Origin of the sequence: Colwellia sp. MB02u-9 (genome assembly GCF_014077085.1) — a bacterium.
Taxonomy (GTDB): domain Bacteria; phylum Pseudomonadota; class Gammaproteobacteria; order Enterobacterales; family Alteromonadaceae; genus Cognaticolwellia.
Map to the genome: position 1 here is coordinate 77,603 of NZ_JACGVF010000071.1, position 24,719 is coordinate 102,321.

The window sequence follows — 24,719 nt, forward strand, 5'->3', positions numbered from 1 at the left end:
ACGGTTAGGAGTAATACATGAGTAAAATTAACCGCTTTGTGATCAATAATGCTACAGCGAGTTTGTCGGTTTCTTTTGGTAGGACTGAGCTTGAAGATATTGAACAACAAAACGGCGAAGCGATTGATTTAAGCTTCGAATATTTACGTGTGTTTGCTCCAACCACAGACAAAGGTCAGGTAGCTGGTTCAGCGCCAAAGGTTTATCATAAAAAGCAGGTACGTCTGCTAAAAATTGAGTCGGTGGGCAAACATGGCTACCGATTTATTTTTGATGATGAACATAGCAGTATTTATAATAGCGATTACTTAAAAACACTCGGCGCAGAATATCAACAGCGTTGGCAAAATTACCTACAAAGTACAGGCTCAACGGTAAATAGCCGAGAAGCATCGATAGAAATTACAGAAGTTAAGTAATACCCCTTAGGCACTGTAATACCGGCCAGCACAGTAAAGCGTCTCTGATTTTAAATGTAAAAATTTTCACTGAAATCTTTTACGCTTTAGTTACTGAGTAAACCCATATTCCATTATCGCCTACTAATGCAATAGCCTTACTGATGCACTAGCCTTACTGATAAAACCCCCTTAAACAGCATCACTAGCGATATAACCTAATAGCTACAATGGTGAGTAAATTTCGCATCCTTTTGCTAAAGCTATTTACCCAGACCGATTTACTTAAATCTGACAATAATCCACCTATTTTCAGCGCTATGATAGTTTCTGGAGAAAAATCAAGCACAAGCTACCCCCAACAAGCATAAATATAACGCTTATTAAAAGCTAATAACCATGATTAAGTCCCACTTTTTATATATGCTTTCGTTAGGTTTATTTAGCAAGTATAGCGGCTTAGCGGTTGTGCCTGTCTATTCAACCGTTATACTAGTTAATAAGAAACGCGACCTAGGAAAAACTTACTATGGAATACAACACCTCAGAGCTGTGTGATATATACACTGATTTAATCGATGTACTTGAACCCTTATTTAGTAATTATGGTGGCAAAAGTTCTTTTGGCGGTAAAGTTGTCACGGTAAAGTGCTTTGAAAATAATGGCTTAATTGCTGAGCTAGTTGACACTGACGGTACCGGCAAGGTCTTGGTTATTGACGGTGGTGGCTCAACACGTCGCGCACTGATTAATATTAGTATTGCTGAACAAGCCGCAAAGAATAATTGGGAAGGCATTATTTGTTTTGGTAGTGTACGAGACGTTGACGCCTTAGAAGATATTGATATTGGCATACAAGGCTTATTGTCGATCCCTGTTGGCGCCAGCACCAGCAACATTGGCGAAAGCGACTTGGCAATAAACTTTGCCGGCGTAACCTTTTTACCTGATGATCATATTTATGCCGATAATACCGGTGTTATTTTATCGCCTGACCCCTTAGATATTGACTAGTTAAGCCTAGTTTTATCTCGTTTGAATATGTAAATACTGTTCATAATGCCACTTGCCATACTTAAACCGTATGGCAATACTTGCTGGCTTATCTTTGCTATAGCACTGGCTTTGAGCAAACGCCTTGTCTGTCGTCATCAAGGTGTTGTCGATTACGACTATATAATATGCCAGTTACATCGACTAAGTAAGGCTGAGCAATCACTAGCTGTTCTAGTGACCCATGCAACTTCAAGTTAACTCACCCTAAGCTAAATCACTATTTCCCCAGCCTTCATTAGACGAGTCAGCGGATTCACACCAAACTGATAACATAATTCAGCCGGCTGATTAATATCCCAACAAGCAATATCCGCATCATAACCCACGGCTAACTGCCCTTTACTGCTCGACAAGCCTAGCGCTTTTGCGCCGTGACAGGTCACTCCCGCAAGAACTTCAACCGGCGTTAACCTAAAAAATGTACAAGCCATATTGAGCATTAGCTGCAGTGAGTTAATCGGTGACGAACCGGGATTTACATCGGTAGCAATAGCCATACTCACACCGTGTTTACGCAATAGCTCAATTGGGGGTAACTGGGTTTCACGTAAGAAGTAAAATGCACCCGGCAATAATACCGCGGTCATATTAGCCACTTTCATGGCCGCAATACCTGCCTCGTCTAAAAATTCAATATGATCAGCAGATAGCGCTTGGTATTTTGCGGCTAACTTAGTGCCACCAAGGTTAGACAGCTGTTCGGCATGCACTTTTATCGGTAAATTATGCGCCTTGGCTGCCGCAAATACTTTTTCGGTTTGCGCTAAATTAAAACCAATACCTTCACAAAACACATCAACTGCATCAGCTAGTTTATTTTTTGCTATGTGCGGTATCATCTCTTTACAGACCAAATCAATGTACTCATCCGCACGACCTTGATACTCAACAGGTAGCGCATGCGCACCTAAAAATGTTCTTTGTACTGTCACCGGTAATGCTTGCCCTAATTTAGTAGCGACATTGAGCATTTTAATTTCAGTATCCGTGTCTAAACCATAACCTGATTTAATTTCGATGCTAGTAACACCTTCTTGATGCAAAACCGTTAAACGTTTTAATGCGCTGATAAATAACTCATCTTCGCTAGCAGCACGGGTTGCTTTAACCGTTGAAATAATACCACCGCCAGCCTTGGCAATTTCTTCATAGCCCTTACCTTCAAGGCGCATTTCAAATTCATTCGCGCGGTTGCCACCATAAACAATATGGCTATGACAATCGATAAAGCCTGGCGTTAACCAAGCGCCCTTGCCGTCAATTACCTTTACACTAGCCGTATCAAAGTCAGGCAGTTCGGCGGTTGTGCCTAGCCAAGCAATTTTTCCATTCGCAATCGCTATAGCGCCATTTTCAATCGTGGCGTAAGTTTTTGCTCCATCGGTCATAGTGGCTAAATTGACATGAGTCCAAAGGGTTTGCCAGTGTTGTGTTTTCGTCGACATAAAAATTCCAAATTGCTTATTTACCGCTAACCTTAATGCTACTTTTAGGTTACTTTTAAAATGCCATGACTTATGGCATTTCAATATGACCCAACATGACCCAACATGACCCAACAAAACTTAGCGTTTATTTATAATTTCACTTTAACTGATAGCAAATTAACAAGCAAGCTTGTATATACAACTCTTGACCTTGCAGAGAAAAAATGAGATTGTATATACAAGTTAGAGTTTACTCTGCACATTATCCCGTATTAGGTATGACAATGACACAAGTAAAAACCGCAAAGTACCGTGTTATCAAACAGCACATCTGTGAAAAAATAGAATCTGGCCAGTGGCTTGAACACAGTAAAGTCCCATCAGAAAATGAGCTTACCGAGCAGTTTTCGGTCAGTAGAATGACCGCTCGCCGTGCTTTACAAGAGCTTACTGAGCAAGGTTTATTGGTGCGTTCTCAAGGCTCTGGTACTTTTGTCGCAAACTTTAAGTCACAGTCTTCATTACTAGAAATTCGCAATATAGCCGATGAAATACACGAGCGTGGTCATCAATATCATGCTCAACAACTTATCTTAAAGGCCGTTAAAGTCAACGAAGAAGTGGCGATTTTATTAGCCCTTAAAGCCGGTGATATCGCCTATTACTCAAGCGTGCTGCATTTTGAAAATAATGCCCCCATACAATTAGAGCAACGCTTTGTTAATCCAAAATTAGTGGCTAATTATCTTGAACAAGACTTTACACAAATTACGCCACATGCATATTTATCATCCGAAGCACCATTGACCGAAGCAACACATGAGGTGGAAGCCGTATTAGCCAGTGAAGATATTGGCCGCTTATTAGCGATTAGCCATATCACCCCTTGTTTACAGGTTAAACGTCGCACCTGGTCAAGCCAAGGTGTGGTGAGTTTAGCCACTTTAACCTCACCAGGAAATAAATACCGCTTAGGCAGTCATTTAATTTTTTAATTTACGCATCTTTAATTTACGCATATCGAAGCGAGAAAAGTTCTCATTTTAGCCAACAATTTACATTTGTAGAGGTCCACCATGACAATAAATAATAGAATCGACACTAGCCGTAAAATTCGTGCCGCACGTGGCAGTAAAATCACTGCAAAAAGCTGGTTAACTGAAGCGGCAAAACGCATGCTAATGAATAATTTAGATGAAGAAGTTGCCGAACACCCACAGTCATTAGTGGTTTATGGTGGTATCGGCCGTGCTACACGTAACTGGGCATGTTACGACAAAATTGTAGAAACATTGGATCGCCTAGAAGATGACGAAACCTTGATGGTGCAATCTGGTAAGCCAGTTGGCGTTTTTAAAACTCACGCCGATGCTCCACGGGTATTAATTGCTAACTCAAACTTAGTGCCGCACTGGGCAAACTGGGAGCATTTTAATGAGTTAGATAAACAAGGTTTAATGATGTACGGCCAAATGACCGCAGGTTCATGGATTTACATTGGCTCGCAAGGCATAGTGCAAGGCACTTATGAGACTTTTGTCGCCATGGCAAAACAGCACTTTGCTGGAAACGCTAAAGGTAAATGGGTACTTACCGGTGGTTTAGGTGGCATGGGTGGCGCTCAACCACTGGCAGCAACTATGGCGGGCTTTTCTGCCTTAGTTGTTGAATGTGATGAGTCTCGTATCGATTTTCGCCTAAAGACTCGCTACGTCGATAAAAAAGCCACCTCGTTAGATGAAGCATTAGCGATGATCAATGATGCGACAGCAAAAGGCGAAGCGATCTCTGTGGGTTTATTAGGTAATACCGCTGATATTTTCCCTGAATTAGTCAAACGTGGTGTTACCCCCGACATAGTAACGGATCAAACCTCAGCACATGATCCGCTCAACGGTTATTTACCACAAGGCTGGAACATGGCGCAAGCGGCAAAAATGCGTCTTGAAGACGAAGCTGGCGTTGTAAAAGCGGCTAAACATTCAATGGCTGTGCAAGTACAGGCCATGCTTGATCTACAAGCGGCTGGTGCTGCTACCACAGATTATGGTAACAACATTCGTCAAATGGCTTTGGAAGAAGGGGTGAAAAATGCCTTTAATTTTCCTGGCTTTGTACCGGCTTATGTTAGGCCACTATTTTGTGAAGGCATTGGACCATTTCGCTGGGTAGCATTATCGGGTGATCCAGAAGATATCTATAAAACTGACGCCAAAGTGAAAGAGCTTATTCCAGACAATCCACACTTACATAACTGGTTAGATATGGCGCGTGAACGTATTGCTTTTCAAGGCTTACCTGCCCGTATTTGTTGGGCAGGTTTAAAAGACCGTGCTCGCTTAGCATTAGCCTTTAACGAAATGGTAAAAACTGGCGAATTATCAGCACCCGTTGTTATTGGCCGCGATCACTTAGACTCTGGCTCAGTTGCTTCACCAAATCGTGAAACTGAAAGCATGCTTGATGGCTCTGACGCCGTATCTGATTGGCCGCTACTTAATGCCTTGTTGTCAACTTCAGGCGGCGCTACTTGGGTTAGCCTACATCACGGTGGTGGCGTAGGCATGGGCTTTAGTCAGCATTCTGGTGTGGTTATTGTCGCTGATGGTACTGATGCCGCGGCAAAACGCATTAGCCGTGTATTATGGAACGACCCTGCTACCGGTGTTATGCGTCATGCCGATGCCGGTTACGACATTGCAATTGATTGTGCAAAAGAACAAGGCCTAGACCTGCCTATGATTGATGGTGCTAACGGCAAGGTTTAGTAACAACCTGTTTAGCTTAACGCATAATTGCACCTTTTTTAACGATGATCTTGGTGCAATTTTCATTGAATTCATAAAAATTTAAAAATAGGACAGATAACATGTCAGTAATGAACACATTAAATATTATTCCAGGCCAGCTTACGCTAAAACAATTACGCGCCGTAACTAAGTATGAAGGTATACAATTTAGCTTAGATGAAAGTGCCTTTGAAGGTATTAACAAAAGCGCTGAAGCGGTGCAAAAAGTTATCGCGGAAGATCGCGTGGTTTACGGTATTAATACCGGCTTTGGTTTACTGGCCAGTACCCGTATCCAAAATGACCAATTAGAATTATTACAGCGCTCAATCGTATTGTCTCACTCAGCCGGCTTTGGCGAGTACATGGATGATGCCACTGTTCGTTTAATGATGGTTTTGAAAATCAATTCATTATCACGCGGTTTTTCTGGTATTCGCTTAGAAGTTATTCAAGCGCTAATTACCCTATTAAACGCAGAAGTCTATCCGTGTGTGCCTAAAAAAGGCTCTGTTGGTGCTTCTGGTGATTTAGCGCCGCTTTCTCATATGGTATTACCCTTATTGGGTGAAGGCGAAATGTCGCATAACGATGAAGTTATTTCAGCGGTTGAAGGCTTAAAAATAGCCGGTCTTGAGATCATGACCTTAGCGGCAAAAGAAGGTTTAGCACTACTCAATGGCACACAAGCGTCAACGGCATTTTCATTAGAAGGCCTATTTCACGCGGAAGATTTATTTGCTGCTGGTGTGGTTATTGGCTCTATGTCAGTTGAAGCGGCCATGGGTTCTCGCGCCCCTTTTGATGATCGCGTACATCAAGCTCGTGGTCAACGCGGACAAATCGATGCCGCTCACGCATACCGTCACATTTTAGACCACAACTCAGCCATAGGTTCTTCGCACCTTGATTGTGAAAAAGTGCAAGACCCTTACTCACTGCGTTGTCAGCCACAAGTGATGGGTGCATGTTTAACACAAATTCGCCAAGCGGCTGAAGTACTTCATGTTGAAGCCAACGGTGTGACCGATAACCCGTTAGTTTTCGCCAACGAAGGTGACTTTATCTCTGCGGGTAACTTCCATGCCGAGCCTGTTGCCATGGCAGCAGATAACTTAGCGTTAGCGATTGCCGAAATTGGTTCAATATCAGAGCGTAGAATGGCGCTATTAATCGATGCAAACCTCAGTAAATTACCCGCGTTTTTAGTCGATAATGGCGGAATAAACTCTGGCTTTATGATTGCACAAGTCACCTCTGCCGCTTTAGCCTCAGAAAATAAATCATTAGCCCATCCAGCCTCTGTTGATAGCTTACCCACTTCAGCAAATCAAGAAGATCACGTCTCTATGGCTTGCTTTGCTGGCCGTCGTCTTGCTGATATGGCTGAAAATACTAACGGTGTGTTAGCTGTTGAATACTTGGCGGCGGCACAAGGTCTAGATTTTAGAGCGCCATTAAAAGGTTCTAAAAATGTTGAATTGGCTAAATCAATTTTACGCCAAGTTGTCAGTTTTTATGATAAAGACAGATACTTTGCGCCAGATATTGCTGACGCATCGTCGATTATTGCTGAAGGTGAGTTCAACAATTTCATGCCTGAAGCCTTATTACCTAGCTTCTAGTTCCAGTTAAATTTAAGTTAAGTTAACTGTATCAAGCCAAATATCCATGTTTGGCTTTTTTATGTTCAGGAGGAAGGGTATGTTACGATCACATGGATGTGAAAGAGTAACGATGTTCAAGATGAACCGTATGTCACCATCACATGGATATGAAGAAGTAACCATGTTCAGGCCTTGCTCAGACATCCTGCCTTGCAAGGCATTAGTACCTTCATTAACTCCAACCATGCTTATACCTAATTGATTACTTACCTGATCAAATAATGCCTAGCGCCAACTTTCTTTCACATAATTGCCTTTAACCTGAATCACTTGACATAATATGTCGTGCTTGCTACTTTGAATGGATCGCTGTTAACGTAAAATTAACCGCACATACATCATAGAGGTGGCAATGGAATACATACTGTTTTTTGAAACTTGGCTCGCCCTAGCTATTTTATTCGCCTGTTTAGAGATTTTTGTTCCAGGCGGTATTTTACTTAATTTAGGCATAGCCTCATTGCTAGTGGCTGTTGGTGTACAACAACAAATACTTGATACTTGGGTATTAACCCTCACCACCTGGTTCATCCTCGCCACCTTTCTACTGGTTTTAGTTTATTTTATTACCGAGCGATTTTTTGCGGGTGAAACGATTATTGAAAATATTTATGAAGAGGTCGATATTTATGGTAAAAAAGTACGTGTACTCGAACAAATAGGCCCAGGTACACAAGCAGGTAGAGTTGAGTATCAAGGCACAACATGGACGGCGTTAAGTGATGGTTCTATTATCCAAGCGGGTAGTGAAGCCGCTATTGTGTGTAAAGAAAACATTTCTTTAGTGGTTGAGCCTATCAAATAAACCGTAGAGGTTAAGCCTCAATTTAACGCCATTTAAAAATTATAAAATAAGAAAAGGAGCATCTTTATGTTAGCTACGGTTACCTTTGTTTTTCTAGCCTTACTGTTTATTGTCGTCAAGCTAGTACTGATAGTGCAAATGAAAGAGGTTTGTGTCATAGAACGTCTAGGAAAATTTCGCGCCATTACGCCACCAGGGCTGTATTTTCTAATCCCTTTTATTGACCGCGTCGCTTATCGTCATGAAACCCGTGAACAAGTGTTGGATATACCAGCGCAAAGTTGTATTTCACGCGACAACATTCAAATTAATGTTGACGGCTTAGTCTATATTCAAGTAATGGACGGTGCTAAAGCCAGTTATGGTATTGAAGATTACCGTCGCGCTAGCGTTAATTTAGCGCAAACAACCATGCGTTCTGAAATTGGTAAATTAAACTTAAGCCAAACATTTTCTGAGCGCGACACCCTAAATGAAACTATTGTGCGTGAAATTGATAAAGCCTCAGACCCTTGGGGCATTAAAGTATTACGCTATGAAGTGCGCAATATTACCCCCTCTGACAATGTTATTCATACCCTAGAAAAACAAATGGAAGCTGAAAGGCAAAAGCGGGCTGAAATTACCTTAGCAGAAGCGGAAAAAGAGTCGACGATTAATCTATCCGAAGGTGTCCGCCAAGAAGCGATCAACTTATCTGAAGGCGATAAACAAAAACAAATTAACGAAGCCCATGGCCGAGCACAAGAGATAGCGATTCTTACGCAAGCGTCGGCAGAAGGTATTAACTTCATTGCCAAAGCGGCAGCCCAGCCGGGTGGCGAAAAAGCGATAAAAATGCGTTTATTAGAACAGTTTATTGCGCAAACCGGCAATATTCTACAACATGCTGACGTGTCAATCGTGCCAAGCGAAGTGGCTAAATTAGAAGGCTTTTTTCAAGGTATGGAAAAAGTAACACAAAATACTCAAGGAGCAAAATCATGATAGCTATTGATGCAAACACTATCGATTTAGCGGTATTGGCTATTTGGGCATTTATCTTCTTGTTTCTAGCCTTTAAGTTTTTCCAAGCTATTTGTTTAGTACCAACAAAATCAGTTTATATTATTGAACGCTTAGGGAGATATCGTTGCACCTTAGAAGCGGGCTTTCATTTACTCTTACCTTTTATTGATCGCGTAGCATTTATTCAAGACCAGAAAGAAGAAACCATAGATGTGCCACCTCAAGAGTGTTTCTCAAAAGACGAAGTTTATGTCGAAGTTGATGGTGTTATTTACATCCAAGTGATTGATGCCTACAAGGCAAGCTACGGTATAACCGACTACCGCTTCGCTGCTATGCAACTTGCTCAAACCACTACCCGTTCAGTCATCGGTACTTTAGAGTTAGATCGCACTTTTGAAGAGCGCGATGTCATTAGCGCGAAAGTGGTAGAGGTGCTTGATAAAGCAGGCGAAAGCTGGGGCATTAAAGTTCACCGCTACGAAATTAAGAACATTACCCCACCCGTGACTGTTCGCAACGCGATGGAAATGCAGGTTAACGCCGAACGTGAACGCCGCGCCATTTTGGCAAAAAGTTTAGGTGATAGAGCGAGTCGCATTAATCGTTCAGAAGGAAAAATGACCGAATTGATTAATTTGTCTGAAGGTGAAAAGCAGCGCAGAATTAACTCAGCTGAAGGTAAGGCGGCGGAAATATTAACCATTGCACAAGCCACTGGCGACTCTATTAGTAAGTTAGCAACGGCTATTGAGCAATCCGGCGGTGAACAAGCTTTAGATATGCAATTAAGTGAGCAATATCTGCAACAAATGAAAGGCTTGAGTCAACCATCAACTAAAGTTATTCTGCCCGCAAATTTGCTTGATTTTAAACAATGGCTAGCCACGGCAGGTATTCACAATAAACCTTAGCAAAGCTTAAGTAGGCAAAAACCCGACCGAGTAAAGTCGGGTTTTTTATTGGCTATTTTCCATTGGTTTTAAAGGTTTTATTGCTGCTTATTTTTCTTAATTTTGTGATAGCGACAAAGAACAGGGTGGTGATTAAGGCAATTAAAAAATGTGTTTGAATAGTCCGTAATTCGCTATTTTCTTGCCAGAGAAAAATAGGCCCACGGTAATTAACATAAAATAAATTCAACAATGAAACATGCGCCCACAAAATAAAAAATAATAAGGTCATTTTATATTGATAGATTGCTTTTAGCATTTTGGTAATGACATTATTCGCCATAGTTTTTACACCTTAATTTTTTCAAAATCACAGATTAAGCGCTACCTAAGTCGATGGGATCAGTCTTTTTTAACCATGATAATAAGTCGTCATGGCGATAGTGATAAGCCAATTCATCACGCAATGCGGTACCGATAATTTTTTTACCTGGGCTTTGCTCTTGCTCGATGGCAAATTGTGGTATCGGTAAATTTAAGGCTTGCGCGGCTAGCTGATAATAACCTTGGCGATCACTATCGGTATTACTGACCACATTATAAATGCTTTGTTTACTATCATTACTGTCAAGATGAATAAGGCGGTCAAGAATATTCACGACATCGGTTTGGTGAACCAGGTTCACTGTCGCACTCGCATTTTCAAAAACACGTTTTGCTTGTAAAAATTTACCCGGATGTCGATCAGGCCCAACCAATCCGGCTAACCTTAAAATATGCACACGTTTAGAGAAGCTTTTAACCGCTTGCTCTGCTGCCAGTAAGCTAGCGACTTTTTCAGCATTCATATTTAACTTGCTGGCTTCATCGACTTTACCCACCAAACCATTATAGATTGCTGTCGAATTCAGTAAAATAATATGTTGAGTGCTGCCAAGCTCAGCCAGGTGCACTAGCTGTTGAATTTTCAACGGATAATCTACCCGACCTTTTTTCAACTGGGGTGGTATGGCAATAATCAGCACATCTTGTTGAAATAATCTGGGGTCAACACCAGTAATCTTATCTAGCTGCTTACAGCTCATCACATCATCAACAAGCGGTAAAATAAGCTGAGTGGCGGGAATATTAAGCGCCTTAAGTTTGTCATGGCTTTGCGCTGATTGGTAGCTGGCAATAAGCTTAGTATGGTTGGCAAGTAAACGTTGCGCTAACGCCTGCCCTAACCAACCACAGCCGATAATACTAACACTGGTCATTAAAATTTCTCCATAAAATTACACCACTGACAGTGATGATTAAGCTGACTTTATTTTTTAATAGTAGTGGCTCGATAACCCTTAATAGACGCGACCACTTGCAGAGCAATAGCATTTGGCACCGGAATAGATAAATTGTATTGTAATATTTTCCATCCATTTTCGGTGTTAATTAACAAACCACTTCCACGACACATGCCATAACTTTTATTTTCCAACAACTCATCAAAAAAGAAAATATTACCCGCTTGAGTTGGCGTTATATGACGTGTACTGGCTGATATAACCAACCTTTGCCTTGACTAAAGTAAGGTTTTACAAAAGCTGAAAATTCGCTTTTATTCCAACGTTCAGCACTGTCTGTACCCAGAAAAATAGCATCTTCTGCCAATAAGCCAAGATATTTTTCCTCGTTAGCTTCGCCTGCCGCTTGATGAAAACTATCTAATACCGCATCAAGCTCGCTGTTTACCGGCACAGTTGCCGTGGCAAGGAAGCTGCAGAATATAAACCCTATAAAAATTTTATACATATTGATCTACTTTTAGTTTGAAATTTTCGCTCAGTAATAACTCAACAATAACTCAGAAATGGTGTTATGCGAGCAAGGTTAATACCTTGGTACCACTGCCAACAGGTTATTGTCGTTTTGCCATAGCAACATAAGCCCCGGTAAAAAGTGCGACAACCTTATCACCACAACACACTTCTACTTCGATATTAAAGCGAGCATTTTTGCCATCGAGTAACGGCTCTAGGCTACCCGTAACTCGGTTTAACGAGGTTTGGGCATAGGCGACACCTAACAGCGGCGCAATATAGCGAATATTTCCTTCCGCTAATACAATGTCAGCTTGCTGTGTTTGCGCTTGCAGCGCCATATACACCCAAGCCCAACCGGTCAGGGTTGCCAACGTATAAATGCTGCCTGCAAACATAGTATTATGAAGGTTTTTATTAAAGTTTGGCTCACAATTAGTGCGCAGTTTTTGTTGATCAAAATAGCAAATATGTATATTCATGGCTTTACTAAGCGGAATAGTTTGATGCCAAAGTTGCTGTAAGTTGTCGGCAAGTTCAGCTAAATGATTATCAGGTTTTGCTATGCTCTTAATCATTTTGTTGTGCTTTACGTCACCAAAAAGCGTATGTGAATATCCTTCATCGCTATAACCAAGTCGCTGATAAAAACTAATCGCATTAACGCGCGCATTTAACGCTATGGTTCTCACCCCAACTTCTGCTGCAATCCGTTCCAACTCACTGATCAGTAATTTACCCAGCCCTTGACCACGGACCGGGTCACTGATCGCCATATAGCGAATTTGTGCTTGCGCTTGACTAGCATTGTGTAATCGCCCAACGCCAACAATGTTATCCATATCGTCAACGATGACCCGATGGTATGATTGCGCCTCAAGCTCATCTTTTTCGCTACCCATGGGTTGTTGCGATGGCTGGCGGAGCGCTTGCCAGCGTAGTTGATAATATTGTGCTAGTTCAGCTTGATTTTTTGGCGCTCTACATTTGTACATCGTCTATTATTCATCTTACGGCAAGTGAAATATATTTATTTCAGGAATTTAACAACACGTGAAACTTAACCAACATGTTAACCAAGGTCAACTAGTGTACCTCAGTAACACCACAGACCAAATAACCATTAGTGAAAATGCACATTATCGCTGGTTAGCATTTGACGACGTTATTCAAAGTGTTATGCATTTACGGTGTCCCGAAAAACTGACCTTACCTCATCACTACGCGGCTTTGATGCCTTTATTGTTTTTTCAACCCAATCAGGTGGTAGAGTTGGGTCTTGGTGGCGGAAATTTGAGTCGATTCTTAAGTGCGCTACAGCCCAATATCCAAGTCACGAGTATCGAACTGTCTCAAGCGGTGATCGAGTGCTTTCAACATTATTTTAACCCGCTACAACAGCAGATAGTGATTGAAAATAGCGAAGCCTTAGCTTGGCTGCAACAAAGTCAATGTCCAGCAAAGTCATCCGCTGATTGGTTAATTTGTGACGTTTATCAACACCATGCTAATAGTTTTCAAAGTCGAGTTGCGCTGTTAACCGCACTGATAGATAACTTACAAGATGATGCTTGTTTAACACTGAATTTACCTGATCTTGACGATCAAGAAATTAACTTATGCTTGACCATTTTAAGGCAACTACAAAGTTCGCATCATATTATCTACTTTCATATTCCACGCTATCTCAATGTGATTATTCATTTGTTGCCAAAGCATTGGATGCTAGATAACCTAAAAAAGCGATCAAAAATATCCTATCTACCCGCAACACAATACCTTAGATGGCGAAAGTTTTTTAATCATCATATGAGCGCTAACTAGTAAATATTATTGCTATTAATTTTGTATTAACCTTGTAGATTGATGGTTACCGGACCGTCATTTAATAAGCGCACCTGCATGTCAGCACCAAAAACCCCGGTCGGAGTTCTAAAGCCAAGCTCGCGCAATTGCTGACAAAAATATTGATAAAGCGCGGCACTCAATCTTGGCGGTGCTGCACGGGTAAAACTCGGTCGCATTCCCTTTGTGGTATTCGCCGCTAAGGTAAACTGTGAAACGACTAATATTTCACCACCGACTTGCTGAACATTTAGATTCATTTTACCCTCATCATCAGCAAAAATTCGGTAACCGGCAACACGTTCAGCTAAGCGCTTAGCCTTTGCTTGGGTATCTGCAGGTTCAATCGCTAAAAACACTAATAAACCCTGCTCGATTTCCCCAACAATATTATGATCCACGCTGACACTTGCTTCAGATACTCTTTGCATCAAGGCTATCATTTAATCACGCTCTCTGCGTTCGGCAATAAAATTAGCCATAGTGTCTGTTGCTTTGCAAAAGCCATCAATCGTTTGAGATTCAAAACCGCTATGCCCTGCTTTGGGTAATATTTGTAATTGTGCATTGGGCCATTTTTGCACCAACTGATCCGCGTTACGTAATTGGCAAACCATATCATAGCGGCCATGTAAGATAATCGCCGGTATCGCTTTAATTTTTTCAATCGACGCTAAAATCAGGCCCTCCTCAATAAAGCATTTATTGACAAAATAATGGCTCGATATGTTCGCCATACATAAGGCTTGATGTGAATCTTCTATGTGATGGATATCAATAGGGTGATGCTCAATGGTTGACAACCTAAGCTCCCATAAGCACCAAGCTTTACTGGCGGCAATAGCGGCAATTTCATTGCTTCCCGTCAGCACATCATAATAGCCTTGAACAATATTATCAGCTTTAACGTCAATAAGTTGCTCAGTAAATTCTCGGTAATATTCAGGAAAAAATCCGGCGGCGCCATCTTGACCATACAACCAGTTGTATTCAGATGTTGTGCCAAGGAAAACGCCTCTTAAAATAAAACCTAACACGGTTTCAGGATATTGAATGCCATAAAGCAATGCCAAGGTGGTGCCCCATGAACCTCCGGCCACTAACCAATGTGAAATACTTAAATGTTGACGGATTAGCTCAAGATCAGCAACTAAATGCGCGGGGGTATTATGGCGAACACTTGGCGATGGTGTAGAACGTCCACAGCCGCGTTGATCGAATAAAATAATACGGTATTTGTCGGGATCAAAGTATCGGCGATGATCTTTACTTGTTCCGCCGCCAGGGCCACCATGTAGATATACCACGGCAATACCATTGGGGTTACCTGACTGCTCAAGGTAGAGTTGATGTCCATCTCCAACGTCAAGCCATTGTTGTTGATAAACCGCAATATTGGGGAAAAGCACTCTAGACATATACCGCTCCTTATAGATAATCTATTCAGTCTACTTATATTTAATCAGCAGCTTGCTGAGATGATTTTGCCTTTTTTTCGCTGTCATAATCTTCTAATGACACGGTAAATAATGCCCCTACAAGCACCACCAACCAGCTCAAGTATACCCATAAAAATAGAATAGGAATACTTGATAACGCACCATATATAGCCTCATAAGAAGGAAGTTGTGTCACATAAATTGCAAAAGATTTTTTTGCTATCTCAAATAAAACCGCGGCTAAGGTCGCACCCGCAAGCGCAAATCTAGCAGGAACAACCTTATTGGGCACCACCATATATAAAATAAAAAAAGCGGCTATTGAAGCGACTAACGGCAGAGCCTGAACAGCAATATTGCTTAGCCCTAATAAATCATAATCCCCTATCGATACCAACGACAGAATATAGGAGGTCATGACCAAACTACTCCCCACCAAAACTGGACCTAAGCTTAATACCATCCAATACATTGAAAATGATGTGATAATTCGACGTTTTTCATTGACTCGCCATAATTTATTTAAACATTGATCAATCGCTGAAATCAGTAACATGGCAAAAATAAATAGCGCAGTAATGGCTATAGCCGACATTTTAGTGGCATTGCTGACAAAGCCAGTAATGTGCTCTTGCACAACATCACCAGAAGCTGGGACAAAGTTCTGATAGATAAAATTTTCTATCAATTCTCTTATTTCAGAAAAAATAGGGAAAGCGGTCATCACAGATAACATCACCACCATCAAAGGCACCAAAGACATCAAGGTAACATAAGATAAATAGCCGGCAGTGACATGAATACGTTCTTTTTGAAAATTGTTAAAAAACAATAACCAAAAGCCAAGTATTGATTTGACGTAACGATGCTGCTTTATTTCTTCTATTCTCGGGTGCATATAAATTACTAGTTAGAGCCATTACATTTATTTTAAGGCAATGACTAAAATAACGGTAGTCATAATCTCAATAATTTTACCTTAGAGCTAAAGTCATCAAGATTATCTATAAAACTATTTAGAGGTATTTAGAGGTATTCGAGGCGGTTTTAAAAAATTGAAAAAAAAGCCACCTAAATTGCTTTAGGTGGCTTTTATATAAAGATTAGCTTACCAGGTTATTTTGGTCCACGACCTTCACGCTTACGATCATTCTCTTTCAAAAATTTCTTACGAATTCGAATGTTTAGTGGTGTTACTTCTACCAACTCATCGTTATCAATAAATTCAAGCGCTTGCTCAAGTGACATAACGATAGGCGGCGTTAACGTTTGTGCTTCATCAGTACCTGATGAACGAACGTTAGTTAACTGCTTACCTTTAAGCGCGTTTACGGTTAAGTCGTTGTCACGGCTATGAATACCAATAACTTGACCTTCATAAATATCAACACCGTGTCCGATCAACATGCGACCACGAGATTGTAAGTTAAAGATAGCGTTAGTTAAGGCTTTACCCGTAGCGTTACCGATCATTACACCATTTTTACGTTGGCCAATATCGCCACCCTTGTGAGGTCCGTATTCAAAAAATGTATGATAAATTAAGCCAGAGCCTGAAGTTAAGGTCATAAATTCAGTTTGGAAACCAATCAAACCACGGCTTGGCATGATGAAGTCCATACGAATACGGCCCGTTCCATCAGGTGCCATATCAGTTAATTCAGCTTTACGAACACCCATTCTTTCCATGATAGGTCCTTGATGTTGCTCTTCAACATCAATAGTTACGTTCTCGTAAGGTTCTTGTATTTCACCATCAATTTCACGAATAATAACTTCAGGACGTGATACTGCTAATTCAAAACCTTCACGACGCATATTTTCAATTAAAATGCCTAGGTGAAGTTCACCACGGCCCGACACTTTAAATTTATCAGCATCAGGTAATTCTTCAACACGTAAAGCAACGTTATGAACAAGCTCTTTTTCTAAGCGATCTTTGATGTTACGTGAAGTAACATATTTACCTTCTTTACCACAAAATGGTGAGGTATTTACTTGGAACGTCATATTGATAGTAGGTTCATCAACAGATAACGCTGGTAAACCTTCAACTGCTGTTGGACAACAAACAGTATCAGATATTTTTAATTCGCCTAAGCCAGTAAGTGCAATAATGTCACCAGCAAAACCTTCTTCGATATCTAGTCTTTCTAAGCCTAAGTAACCAAACACTTTGCCTACTTTAGCGTTATGAACCTTGCCAGTCGCTAATTTAATAGTCACTTGTTGATTCGGCTTAACTGAACCACGTGTAACACGGCCAACGCCAATTACACCTAAGTAAGAGCTGTAATCAAGTTGAGAAATTTGCATTTGGAACGGAGCTTCAGGATCCGCGATTGGTGCTGGCACTTCTTTAAGAATAGTATCAAATAAAGGAGTCATGTCGGTGCCAGTTGCGCCTTCTTCAAGCGTAGCCCAACCATTGATTGCTGAAGCGTAAACAACTTTAAAGTCAAGTTGTTCGTCAGTTGCACCAAGGTTATCAAATAATTCAAAAACTTGATCCATAACCCAATCAGGGCGAGAACCAGGCTTATCAACTTTGTTAATAACAAGAATTGGCTTTAAACCTTGAGCAAACGCTTTTTTCGTAACGAAACGCGTTTGTGGCATAGGGCCTTCTTGTGCATCAACTATCAGTAAAACTGAATCTACCATTGACATTACACGTTCAACTTCACCACCAAAATCAGCATGGCCAGGAGTATCTACGATGTTTACACGGTAGCCATTCCAGTTAATAGCCGTGTTTTTAGCTAAGATTGTGATACCACGTTCTTTTTCGATATCATTTGAGTCCATTGTACGTTCTTCTAGACCGCCTCGGGCGTCTAGCGTACCTGACTGTTCTAATAATTTATCAACTAAAGTGGTTTTTCCGTGGTCAACGTGAGCAATAATTGCTACATTTCTTAATTTATCTAACACAGGCGTTACTCGCTGTTACTTTCGTTTATTGCTACTTTAAGCAAATTAACGAATAGGGCTACAATTGGGCGCATATTATACAGTACAAGTCTCAGCAAATACACCGCAATAGAAAAATATAACCAACAAAATATTATTCAGTTGTTATACTGCCGATGATCAGATCAGAGTATACGCACCAAAATACAGCAAACAACGCACTGCAATGGTGCAGATTAAATTAATAAAAAACATAAAAATCATATATTTCAATGACTTTAGCTTTGGCACAGTATTCGCTTAAGCACAAGTAATAGAGAATTAAGTTTTTGAGCATTTAAGCACTAACTACACTGGAGACATTCAATGTCAAACGCAGTTTTAGATCTAATTAAAGAACATGACGTCAAATTTGTTGATTTACGCTTTACTGATAGCAAGGGTAAAGAGCAACACATTTCAATTCCTCATCATCAAGTAACAGAAGATTTTTTTGAAGACGGCAAAATGTTTGATGGGTCTTCAATTCAAGGTTGGAAAGGTATTAACGAATCAGACATGGTGATGATGCCTATTGCTGAATCTGCAGTACTTGACCCTTTTACTGAAGCAGTTACCTTGAATGTTCGTTGTGACATCCTTGAACCTACAACAATGCAAGGCTATAGCCGTGATCCTCGTTCAGTGGCAAAACGCGCTGAAGATTACATGCGTAGTACCGGCATTGCAGATAACGTTTTAATTGGTCCAGAGCCAGAGTTTTTTGTTTTTGATGATGTTCGTTTCCACACAGACATGAGTGGTTCATTTTATAAAATAGATGATAAAGAAGCGTCTTGGAATTCGGGTACAGAATACGAAGAAGGCAATATGGGACATCGTCCTGGTGTAAAAGGCGGTTATTTTCCTACATCACCAGTAGATTCATCACAAGATCTTCGTTCAGCCATGTGTTTAGTGATGGAAGAAATGGGCTTAGTGGTTGAAGCGCATCACCATGAAGTAGCGACTGCAGGTCAAAACGAAATCGCTTGTCGCTTTAATACTATGGTATTAAAAGCCGATGAAGTGCAAATATATAAATATGTTGTTCACAACGTTGCACACGCTTACGGTAAAACAGCAACTTTCATGCCTAAGCCATTAGTAGGTGATAACGGTTCAGGTATGCATGTTCATCAATCTCTTGCTAAAGACGGTGTTAACTTATTTGCTGGTGATAAATACGGCGGATTATCTGAAATGGCACTTTACTATGTTGGTGGTATCATCAAGCATGCTAAAGCACTAAATGCTTTTACTAACGCCTCTACTAACTCATACAAGCGCCTTGTACCTGGTTTTGAAGCACCTGTAATGCTAGCTTACTCAGCACGTAACCGTTCTGCATCTATTCGCATTCCAATTGTACCATCACCAAAAGCCATGCGAATCGAAGTGCGTTTCCCTGATCCAACAATGAACCCTTACTTAGGCTTCTCAGCTATGTTGATGGCTGGTCTTGATGGTATTAAAAACAAAATTCACCCTGGCGATGCCATGGATAAAGATCTATATGACTTACCTGCAGAAGAAGCAGCAGAAATTCCACAAGTAGCCACTTCGTTAACTGAAGCATTAGATGCCTTAGAAAATGACATGGACTTCTTAACTGAAGGTGGTGTTATGGATAAAGACATGATCGACGCCTACATAGGTATCAAACGTGGCGAAGTAGAATTATTGAACTTAACAACTCACCCAGTTGAATTTGATATGTACTACAGCGTATAACGTTACAAATAGATAGATAAGTAAAAAGCTCACTTCGGTGAGCTTTTTTTGTGGTAAATTTGATATTATTTGGATAGATTAAGCTTGAACATTTTTAAAAAGGATATTATTTTTGATTCATACTGCACGTTTTTTCATTTTTATTCTCTTACTAACGCAGGCTTTTACTGTATTTGCAGGCTCTGCTCAAGTTTATGTCTGGCGCAGCGAGCAAGGGGTACTGGTTTTTTCTGATAGCCCTAAACCCGGTGCAGTGGAATTAGATGTCAAAGAACCTAACACCATAAAATCCTCAATCGACACTTCAATTTTAGATATAAAACCCAAAGCCATAGATAACAATTATCAAGTAGAGATCATCCAACCCGAGGACAAAGCTACCATTAGAGATAATACGGGTTCAGCTTATGTTTCAGGCCGAATCAAGCCCATCTTCAAGCGTGGTCTTACTATACAATTATACTTAGATGACAAGCCCTATAAAAAGCCACAAACACACTCAATGTTTGTCCTTCGAAATATTGATCGTGGTGAACATCAAATAAAAATGGCCTTACTTAATGATAAAGGCAAGGTTATTGCAACGTCTTCTCCAGTAACGTTTTATATGCACAGAATATCGGTTAACAAGGCAAACTAACCGGATTTCAGTGCATATTGCACCAACTTTATTTACACTCGTTACTTAACGCACCATTTTAGTGCAAGGAAAAGTGATGTTTAATAACGTGATCAATTTAAACAAAATAAAAAAGCATTATCAACAAGCATTACCTAATCAAATGGTAACAGCTGTTGCTGTGTTAGACCGTGAACTCGCTATTTGCTATGTCAATCCTGCTGCCGAAGCATTGCTAGTTAAAAGCTTAAGTAAAATATACCGACTTCCCATTGACCAAGTTTTTTATAATACCCCTATTAATAATAATCGTTTACAACAACTACTGACGACAGGACAAGAGTTTAGTGATAGCGATGTAACGATTGAGTTTTTTGATCAGCGACAAATCACCGTTGAAATTACTGCCTCTGCAGTTACCTTTGAACAATGCCCACACATTTTGCTCGAGTTCAAACAAATTGATCAACAAAAACAGATCAGTGGAGAAGCATTTCAACAACAACAATGGGAGTCTGCACGCGATCTTATCCGTGGTCTTGCCCATGAAATTAAAAACCCCCTTGGTGGCCTGCGCGGCGCGGCACAATTATTGGATTTAGAACTTAACCTCGAACAAAAAGAATACACCGCGATGATCATAGAACAAGCCGATAGATTAACCAATTTAGTTGACCGTTTGTTGGGGCCTAACAATCGGCCTCTTATGAAGTTGCAAAATATTCACATCGTGATTGAAAAAGTCTTTCAACTGTCAAAATTTGATAACCCCAAAGATATTACTTTAGCCCGTGACTATGACCCATCCATACCTGAATTAACCTTTGATCAAGACAAGCTCCAACAAACCGTTATCAATATTGTCCATAACGCCATGCAAGCCTTAAATGGTGAAGGTAAAATCACCTTAAAAACTCGTGCAGCAAGCAATAAAACTATTAATGGCAAGCGTATCAAGCTTTGTGTAGAAATAAGCATAATTGATAATGGCCCCGGTATACCTGAGCATATTCGCAGTACATTATTCTATCCTATGGTCTCAGGTAGTGCCTCGAGTACCGGCTTAGGACTTTCCATTTGCCAAACTATTATCCATCAGCATCACGGAAAATTATCCTGTAAAAGTCGACCTGGGCATACAGAGTTTACTATTTTAATACCTTTTGAAAGTGAGAAAAACTAATGATCACCGAACAAGTATGGATCGTCGATGATGATAGCTCAATCAGATGGGTGCTAGAAAAAGCCCTGTCGAACGCTAACATAAGCGTAGGTACGTTTCATAATCCAGAAGATCTGTTAATTGCTTTAGAGCATCACCAACCCGAGGTGATTATTTCTGATATTCGTATGCCTAACATTGATGGCATGACGCTATTAGGTAAAATTAATGACCAGTTTGCCCACATTCCTGTCATCATAATGACCGCTCACTCAGATCTAGACAGTGCAGTAAATGCCTATCAAGGAGGAGCATTCGAATATTTACCGAAGCCTTTTGATATTGCTGACGCCGTCACCCTGGCCAAAAGAGCTTTAACCCATGCTCGAGAATTAAAGTCGACAAAACAACTTAATATCCCCTCTGTTGACGCGGTTGGCATAATAGGCGCGGCACCGTCTATGCAAGAAGTATTTAGGACGATTGGCCGACTATCTCGTTCAAGTATCAGTGTACTGATCAATGGCGAGTCCGGTACGGGTAAAGAGCTAGTGGCACACGCATTACATATGCACAGTCCACGTTCATCAGCACCTTTTATACCACTCAACATGGCTGCAATACCGAAAGACTTAATAGAATCAGAGCTATTCGGTCACGAAAAAGGCGCTTTTACTGGCGCAAGTGCCGTCAGACATGGCCGTTTCGAACAAGCGCACCAAGGTACACTTTTCCTAGATGAGATTGGTGATATGCCACTCGATATTCAAACAAGGCTACTTAGAGTATTATCAGACGGTCAATTTTATCGAGTCGGTGGTCATTCTCCGATAAAAGTTGATGTAAGAATCATTGCCGCGACGCATCAAAACTTAGAAGAACGGGTCAGTAGTAGTGACTTTCGTGAAGATTTATTTCATCGACTCAATGTCATCAGGATCCAAATACCTAGCCTGCGCGAAAGAAAGGAAGATATTAATCAATTAGCACAACACTTTTTAAAACAGGCGGCAAAAGAATTAGCCGTTGAAATTAAAACATTACATAAAAGTACCCTAGATTATTTAGAGCAATGCGAATGGCCAGGCAATGTTCGACAATTAGAAAATATATGTCGGTTTCTCACGGTTATGGCCAGTGGTAAAGAAATTTTAATGTCAGATTTACCTAGTGAACTTAGTGTAAAACCCCTCAGTGTGAAAAATTCACATGATAGCTGGCAAGATAATTTAAAAACTTGGCTCGACAAAGAGCTATCATCAGGTAAGAGTAATATTATCGAACAAGTCCTACCTGAGTTTGAAAAGATATTGCTAGAAAGTGCCTTAAAATACACCCAAGGACATAAACAAGAAGCGGCCAAACGCCTAGGTTGGGGTAGGAACACTCTAACAAGAAAATTAAAAGAATTAAATCTGCCTGATTAGCTAATTAATCGGGTAACACAATAATGTAAGTTGAAAGAATCGACATAAATCATAGCCAGTTTACCAACTGGCTTATATGCTGCTTTCGACAAAATCGCTCGGTAATTAGACCGACACAATCCCTTGGTAATCACACTAATACAGTAAGTTAAGCATTTGCTATCGAAAAGGTAATAACTTGGTCAATTTTGCTCGCTGATAAAGCAAGCATAATCAGTCTATCAATACCAAGAGCAACACCTGCACAAGATGGCAGACCATGCTCAAGTGCTGAAATAAAATTTTCGTCAATCCTATGCTTAGCTTTACCTAATTGTGCACGAATTTCATTATCCTGCCCAAAGCGTAATTTCTGTTGCTCAGCATCGGTTAACTCATGAAAGCCATTCGCAAGCTCAATACCTTTAAAGTAACACTCAAAGCGTTCTGCAACACGCAGATCCTGTGAACTGATCTTAGCTAACGATGCTTGACTTGCCGGGAAATTATAAACAAAGCAAGGCGCATCTTTACCTATATTAGGCTCTATTAACTCAGCCATGACAAATTGCAGTAAAGTATCAAGTGAGTCTTCTTTTTCTAGCCAATCACTCAACTTACCACGACCGGCAATAAGAGCAAGTAATTGCTCTTTGTTGGTCATTAGAGGATCAATATCAACTTCTCGAATAAAAAGTGCTTGATAGCTAATACGTTCAGCTTGGTCACAACCTAAGATTAACTCTATTAACGCGGCAACTTCATCCATCAATTTGAAATGATCAAAATCAATGCGATACCATTCCAACATAGTAAATTCAGGATTATGATAACGACCCTGCTCTTCATGGCGGAACGCTTTGCAAATTTGATAGCAACAACCATAGCCACTAGCTAAAAGGCGCTTCATCGCAAACTCTGGCGAAGTTTGGGCAAATAAATTTATCGACTCATCGCAATGGCTATCTTGTGAGTAATTATAGTGTGTTACGAAGGCATCTAAATGTGCATCGGTCACGGTTGCATGAGCAAGTATCGGGGTTTCAACCTCAATCACATTTCGTGCTAAGAAAAATGCCCGTATTTGACCTAAAACCTGTGCCCGTTGCTTGGCATGCGGCCAATTCATACTCGGTTGCCATGACATTAATACAGTTACCTATAAGCTTAGAATTTAAAAGAGCCATACTTTAAACGAAATAAATACAGACAGCAAAAATACAGCACGTCGACATTGAGCTACTTTAATCGCGATCGAATAAACAGGTAAATAAATTTACGATTAACTTTCAAATATAAATGTAGCCGAATAGTAATCGATTAGCGTTAAGTCGCTATATTCATTTCAGATTGGCTTTATCATAATATTTAAATAGCAGACAGCAAAAAGCCCGACTCTTTCGAATCGGGCTTCTCTAATAGGAGTCTGATAATGTCCTACTCTCACATGGGAACTCCCACACTACCATCGGCGCTAACACGTTTCACTTCTGAGTTCGGAATGGGATCAGGTGGGGCCATGTCGCTATTGTCATCAGACAAAAAACTTTATGAGTTAATTAACTTAAAAATTAGCTAAGTCATAAGGTTTAGACAAAAAACCCGTAGCGTCAGCTACGGGTTTCTCTAAATAGAAGCCTAGCAATGTCCTACTCTCACATGGGAACTCCCACACTACCATCGGCGCTAACACGTTTCACTTCTGAGTTCGGAATGGGA

General features: G+C 40.6%; 22 protein-coding genes, 2 rRNA genes and 1 pseudogene. 13 read left to right on the forward strand and 12 right to left on the reverse strand.

What is annotated here, in order from left to right:
- The first annotated feature begins 17 nt into the window (after positions 1 to 17).
- Positions 18 to 419: a gamma-butyrobetaine hydroxylase-like domain-containing protein gene (locus H4J65_RS04940; RefSeq protein ID WP_182196218.1), complete on the forward strand. Its 402-nt coding sequence runs from the start codon at positions 18 to 20 to the stop codon at positions 417 to 419.
- 508 nt (positions 420 to 927) lie between these two features.
- Entirely contained in the window at positions 928 to 1,413 is a 486-nt protein-coding gene (rraA, locus tag H4J65_RS04945; RefSeq protein WP_182137464.1) for a ribonuclease E activity regulator RraA, read from the forward strand.
- A gap of 251 nt (positions 1,414 to 1,664) precedes the next feature.
- Here the strand turns inward: rraA and hutI are convergent, their stop codons facing one another.
- Positions 1,665 to 2,900: an imidazolonepropionase gene (hutI, locus tag H4J65_RS04950; RefSeq protein ID WP_182183328.1), complete on the reverse strand. Its 1,236-nt coding sequence runs from the start codon at positions 2,898 to 2,900 to the stop codon at positions 1,665 to 1,667.
- 266 nt (positions 2,901 to 3,166) lie between these two features.
- Between hutI and hutC the strand changes: the two genes are divergently transcribed.
- The 6 genes from hutC to H4J65_RS04980 all read left to right on the forward strand — a co-directional run bounded on the left by hutC (position 3,167) and on the right by H4J65_RS04980 (position 10,065).
- Positions 3,167 to 3,877 (forward strand): histidine utilization repressor, encoded by a 711-nt coding sequence (gene hutC / locus H4J65_RS04955; protein WP_182183331.1) that lies wholly within the window; start codon positions 3,167 to 3,169, stop codon positions 3,875 to 3,877.
- An 81-nt stretch (positions 3,878 to 3,958) separates the two neighbouring features.
- Complete coding sequence (gene hutU / locus H4J65_RS04960) at positions 3,959 to 5,650, forward strand: urocanate hydratase (RefSeq protein WP_182196221.1); 1,692 nt, start codon at positions 3,959 to 3,961, stop codon at positions 5,648 to 5,650.
- Positions 5,651 to 5,751: 101 nt separating this feature from the next.
- Positions 5,752 to 7,296: a histidine ammonia-lyase gene (gene hutH / locus H4J65_RS04965; RefSeq protein WP_220465096.1), complete on the forward strand. Its 1,545-nt coding sequence runs from the start codon at positions 5,752 to 5,754 to the stop codon at positions 7,294 to 7,296.
- Positions 7,297 to 7,690: 394 nt separating this feature from the next.
- The gene (locus tag H4J65_RS04970; protein ID WP_182196224.1) at positions 7,691 to 8,143 is read left to right on the forward strand and encodes an NfeD family protein; all 453 of its coding nucleotides are present in this window, start codon (positions 7,691 to 7,693) and stop codon (positions 8,141 to 8,143) included.
- A gap of 66 nt (positions 8,144 to 8,209) precedes the next feature.
- A complete protein-coding gene (locus H4J65_RS04975) occupies positions 8,210 to 9,130 on the forward strand; it encodes a slipin family protein (RefSeq protein ID WP_182196228.1) in 921 nt (306 codons plus the stop codon).
- Entirely contained in the window at positions 9,127 to 10,065 is a 939-nt protein-coding gene (locus H4J65_RS04980; RefSeq protein WP_182196232.1) for an SPFH domain-containing protein, read from the forward strand. The genes H4J65_RS04975 and H4J65_RS04980 overlap by 4 nt, the downstream gene beginning before the upstream one ends.
- Positions 10,066 to 10,117: 52 nt before the next feature.
- Here the strand turns inward: H4J65_RS04980 and H4J65_RS04985 are convergent, their stop codons facing one another.
- The 4 genes and pseudogenes from H4J65_RS04985 to H4J65_RS05000 all read right to left on the reverse strand — a co-directional run bounded on the left by H4J65_RS04985 (position 10,118) and on the right by H4J65_RS05000 (position 12,838).
- The gene (locus tag H4J65_RS04985) at positions 10,118 to 10,387 is read right to left on the reverse strand and encodes a hypothetical protein (protein WP_182137470.1); all 270 of its coding nucleotides are present in this window, start codon (positions 10,385 to 10,387) and stop codon (positions 10,118 to 10,120) included.
- A 34-nt stretch (positions 10,388 to 10,421) separates the two neighbouring features.
- Positions 10,422 to 11,303, reverse strand: a complete 882-nt coding sequence (locus H4J65_RS04990; protein WP_182196236.1) for an SDR family NAD(P)-dependent oxidoreductase — start codon at positions 11,301 to 11,303, stop codon at positions 10,422 to 10,424.
- Between the two features lie 50 nt (positions 11,304 to 11,353).
- Positions 11,354 to 11,835: pseudogene (locus H4J65_RS18275) on the reverse strand (nuclear transport factor 2 family protein).
- 106 nt (positions 11,836 to 11,941) lie between these two features.
- Entirely contained in the window at positions 11,942 to 12,838 is an 897-nt protein-coding gene (locus H4J65_RS05000) for a bifunctional GNAT family N-acetyltransferase/hotdog fold thioesterase (protein WP_182196241.1), read from the reverse strand.
- Positions 12,839 to 12,896: 58 nt separating this feature from the next.
- Between H4J65_RS05000 and H4J65_RS05005 the strand changes: the two genes are divergently transcribed.
- Positions 12,897 to 13,667, forward strand: coding sequence for a spermidine synthase (locus H4J65_RS05005; RefSeq protein ID WP_182196244.1), 771 nt, complete (start codon positions 12,897 to 12,899; stop codon positions 13,665 to 13,667).
- A 26-nt stretch (positions 13,668 to 13,693) separates the two neighbouring features.
- Here the strand turns inward: H4J65_RS05005 and dtd are convergent, their stop codons facing one another.
- The 4 genes from dtd to typA all read right to left on the reverse strand — a co-directional run bounded on the left by dtd (position 13,694) and on the right by typA (position 18,061).
- Positions 13,694 to 14,131, reverse strand: coding sequence for a D-aminoacyl-tRNA deacylase (gene dtd, locus H4J65_RS05010; RefSeq protein ID WP_182196249.1), 438 nt, complete (start codon positions 14,129 to 14,131; stop codon positions 13,694 to 13,696).
- Positions 14,132 to 15,106 (reverse strand): prolyl aminopeptidase, encoded by a 975-nt coding sequence (gene pip, locus H4J65_RS05015; protein WP_182196252.1) that lies wholly within the window; start codon positions 15,104 to 15,106, stop codon positions 14,132 to 14,134.
- 40 nt (positions 15,107 to 15,146) lie between these two features.
- Positions 15,147 to 16,025, reverse strand: a complete 879-nt coding sequence (locus tag H4J65_RS05020; protein WP_182196256.1) for a virulence factor BrkB family protein — start codon at positions 16,023 to 16,025, stop codon at positions 15,147 to 15,149.
- A gap of 218 nt (positions 16,026 to 16,243) precedes the next feature.
- Complete coding sequence (typA, locus tag H4J65_RS05025) at positions 16,244 to 18,061, reverse strand: translational GTPase TypA (RefSeq protein WP_182137478.1); 1,818 nt, start codon at positions 18,059 to 18,061, stop codon at positions 16,244 to 16,246.
- 345 nt (positions 18,062 to 18,406) lie between these two features.
- Here typA and glnA point away from each other — a divergent pair, with 345 nt between their 5' ends.
- The 4 genes from glnA to glnG all read left to right on the forward strand — a co-directional run bounded on the left by glnA (position 18,407) and on the right by glnG (position 23,021).
- Complete coding sequence (gene glnA, locus H4J65_RS05030; RefSeq protein ID WP_182137479.1) at positions 18,407 to 19,813, forward strand: glutamate--ammonia ligase; 1,407 nt, start codon at positions 18,407 to 18,409, stop codon at positions 19,811 to 19,813.
- A gap of 112 nt (positions 19,814 to 19,925) precedes the next feature.
- Positions 19,926 to 20,453, forward strand: coding sequence for a DUF4124 domain-containing protein (locus tag H4J65_RS05035; RefSeq protein ID WP_220460958.1), 528 nt, complete (start codon positions 19,926 to 19,928; stop codon positions 20,451 to 20,453).
- Between the two features lie 76 nt (positions 20,454 to 20,529).
- The gene (gene glnL, locus H4J65_RS05040) at positions 20,530 to 21,615 is read left to right on the forward strand and encodes a nitrogen regulation protein NR(II) (RefSeq protein ID WP_182196260.1); all 1,086 of its coding nucleotides are present in this window, start codon (positions 20,530 to 20,532) and stop codon (positions 21,613 to 21,615) included.
- Complete coding sequence (glnG, locus tag H4J65_RS05045; protein WP_182196264.1) at positions 21,615 to 23,021, forward strand: nitrogen regulation protein NR(I); 1,407 nt, start codon at positions 21,615 to 21,617, stop codon at positions 23,019 to 23,021. The genes glnL and glnG overlap by 1 nt, the downstream gene beginning before the upstream one ends.
- 148 nt (positions 23,022 to 23,169) lie before the next feature.
- Here glnG and epmA read toward each other — a convergent pair whose 3' ends face one another.
- The 3 genes from epmA to rrf (H4J65_RS05060) all read right to left on the reverse strand — a co-directional run.
- On the reverse strand, positions 23,170 to 24,147 hold the full coding sequence (gene epmA / locus H4J65_RS05050) for an elongation factor P--(R)-beta-lysine ligase (RefSeq protein ID WP_182196269.1): 978 nt from the start codon (positions 24,145 to 24,147) through the stop codon (positions 23,170 to 23,172).
- Between the two features lie 277 nt (positions 24,148 to 24,424).
- A 5S ribosomal RNA gene (rrf, locus tag H4J65_RS05055) occupies positions 24,425 to 24,539 on the reverse strand.
- 97 nt (positions 24,540 to 24,636) lie between these two features.
- Positions 24,637 to 24,719, reverse strand: a 5S ribosomal RNA gene (gene rrf / locus H4J65_RS05060); the annotation flags it as partial.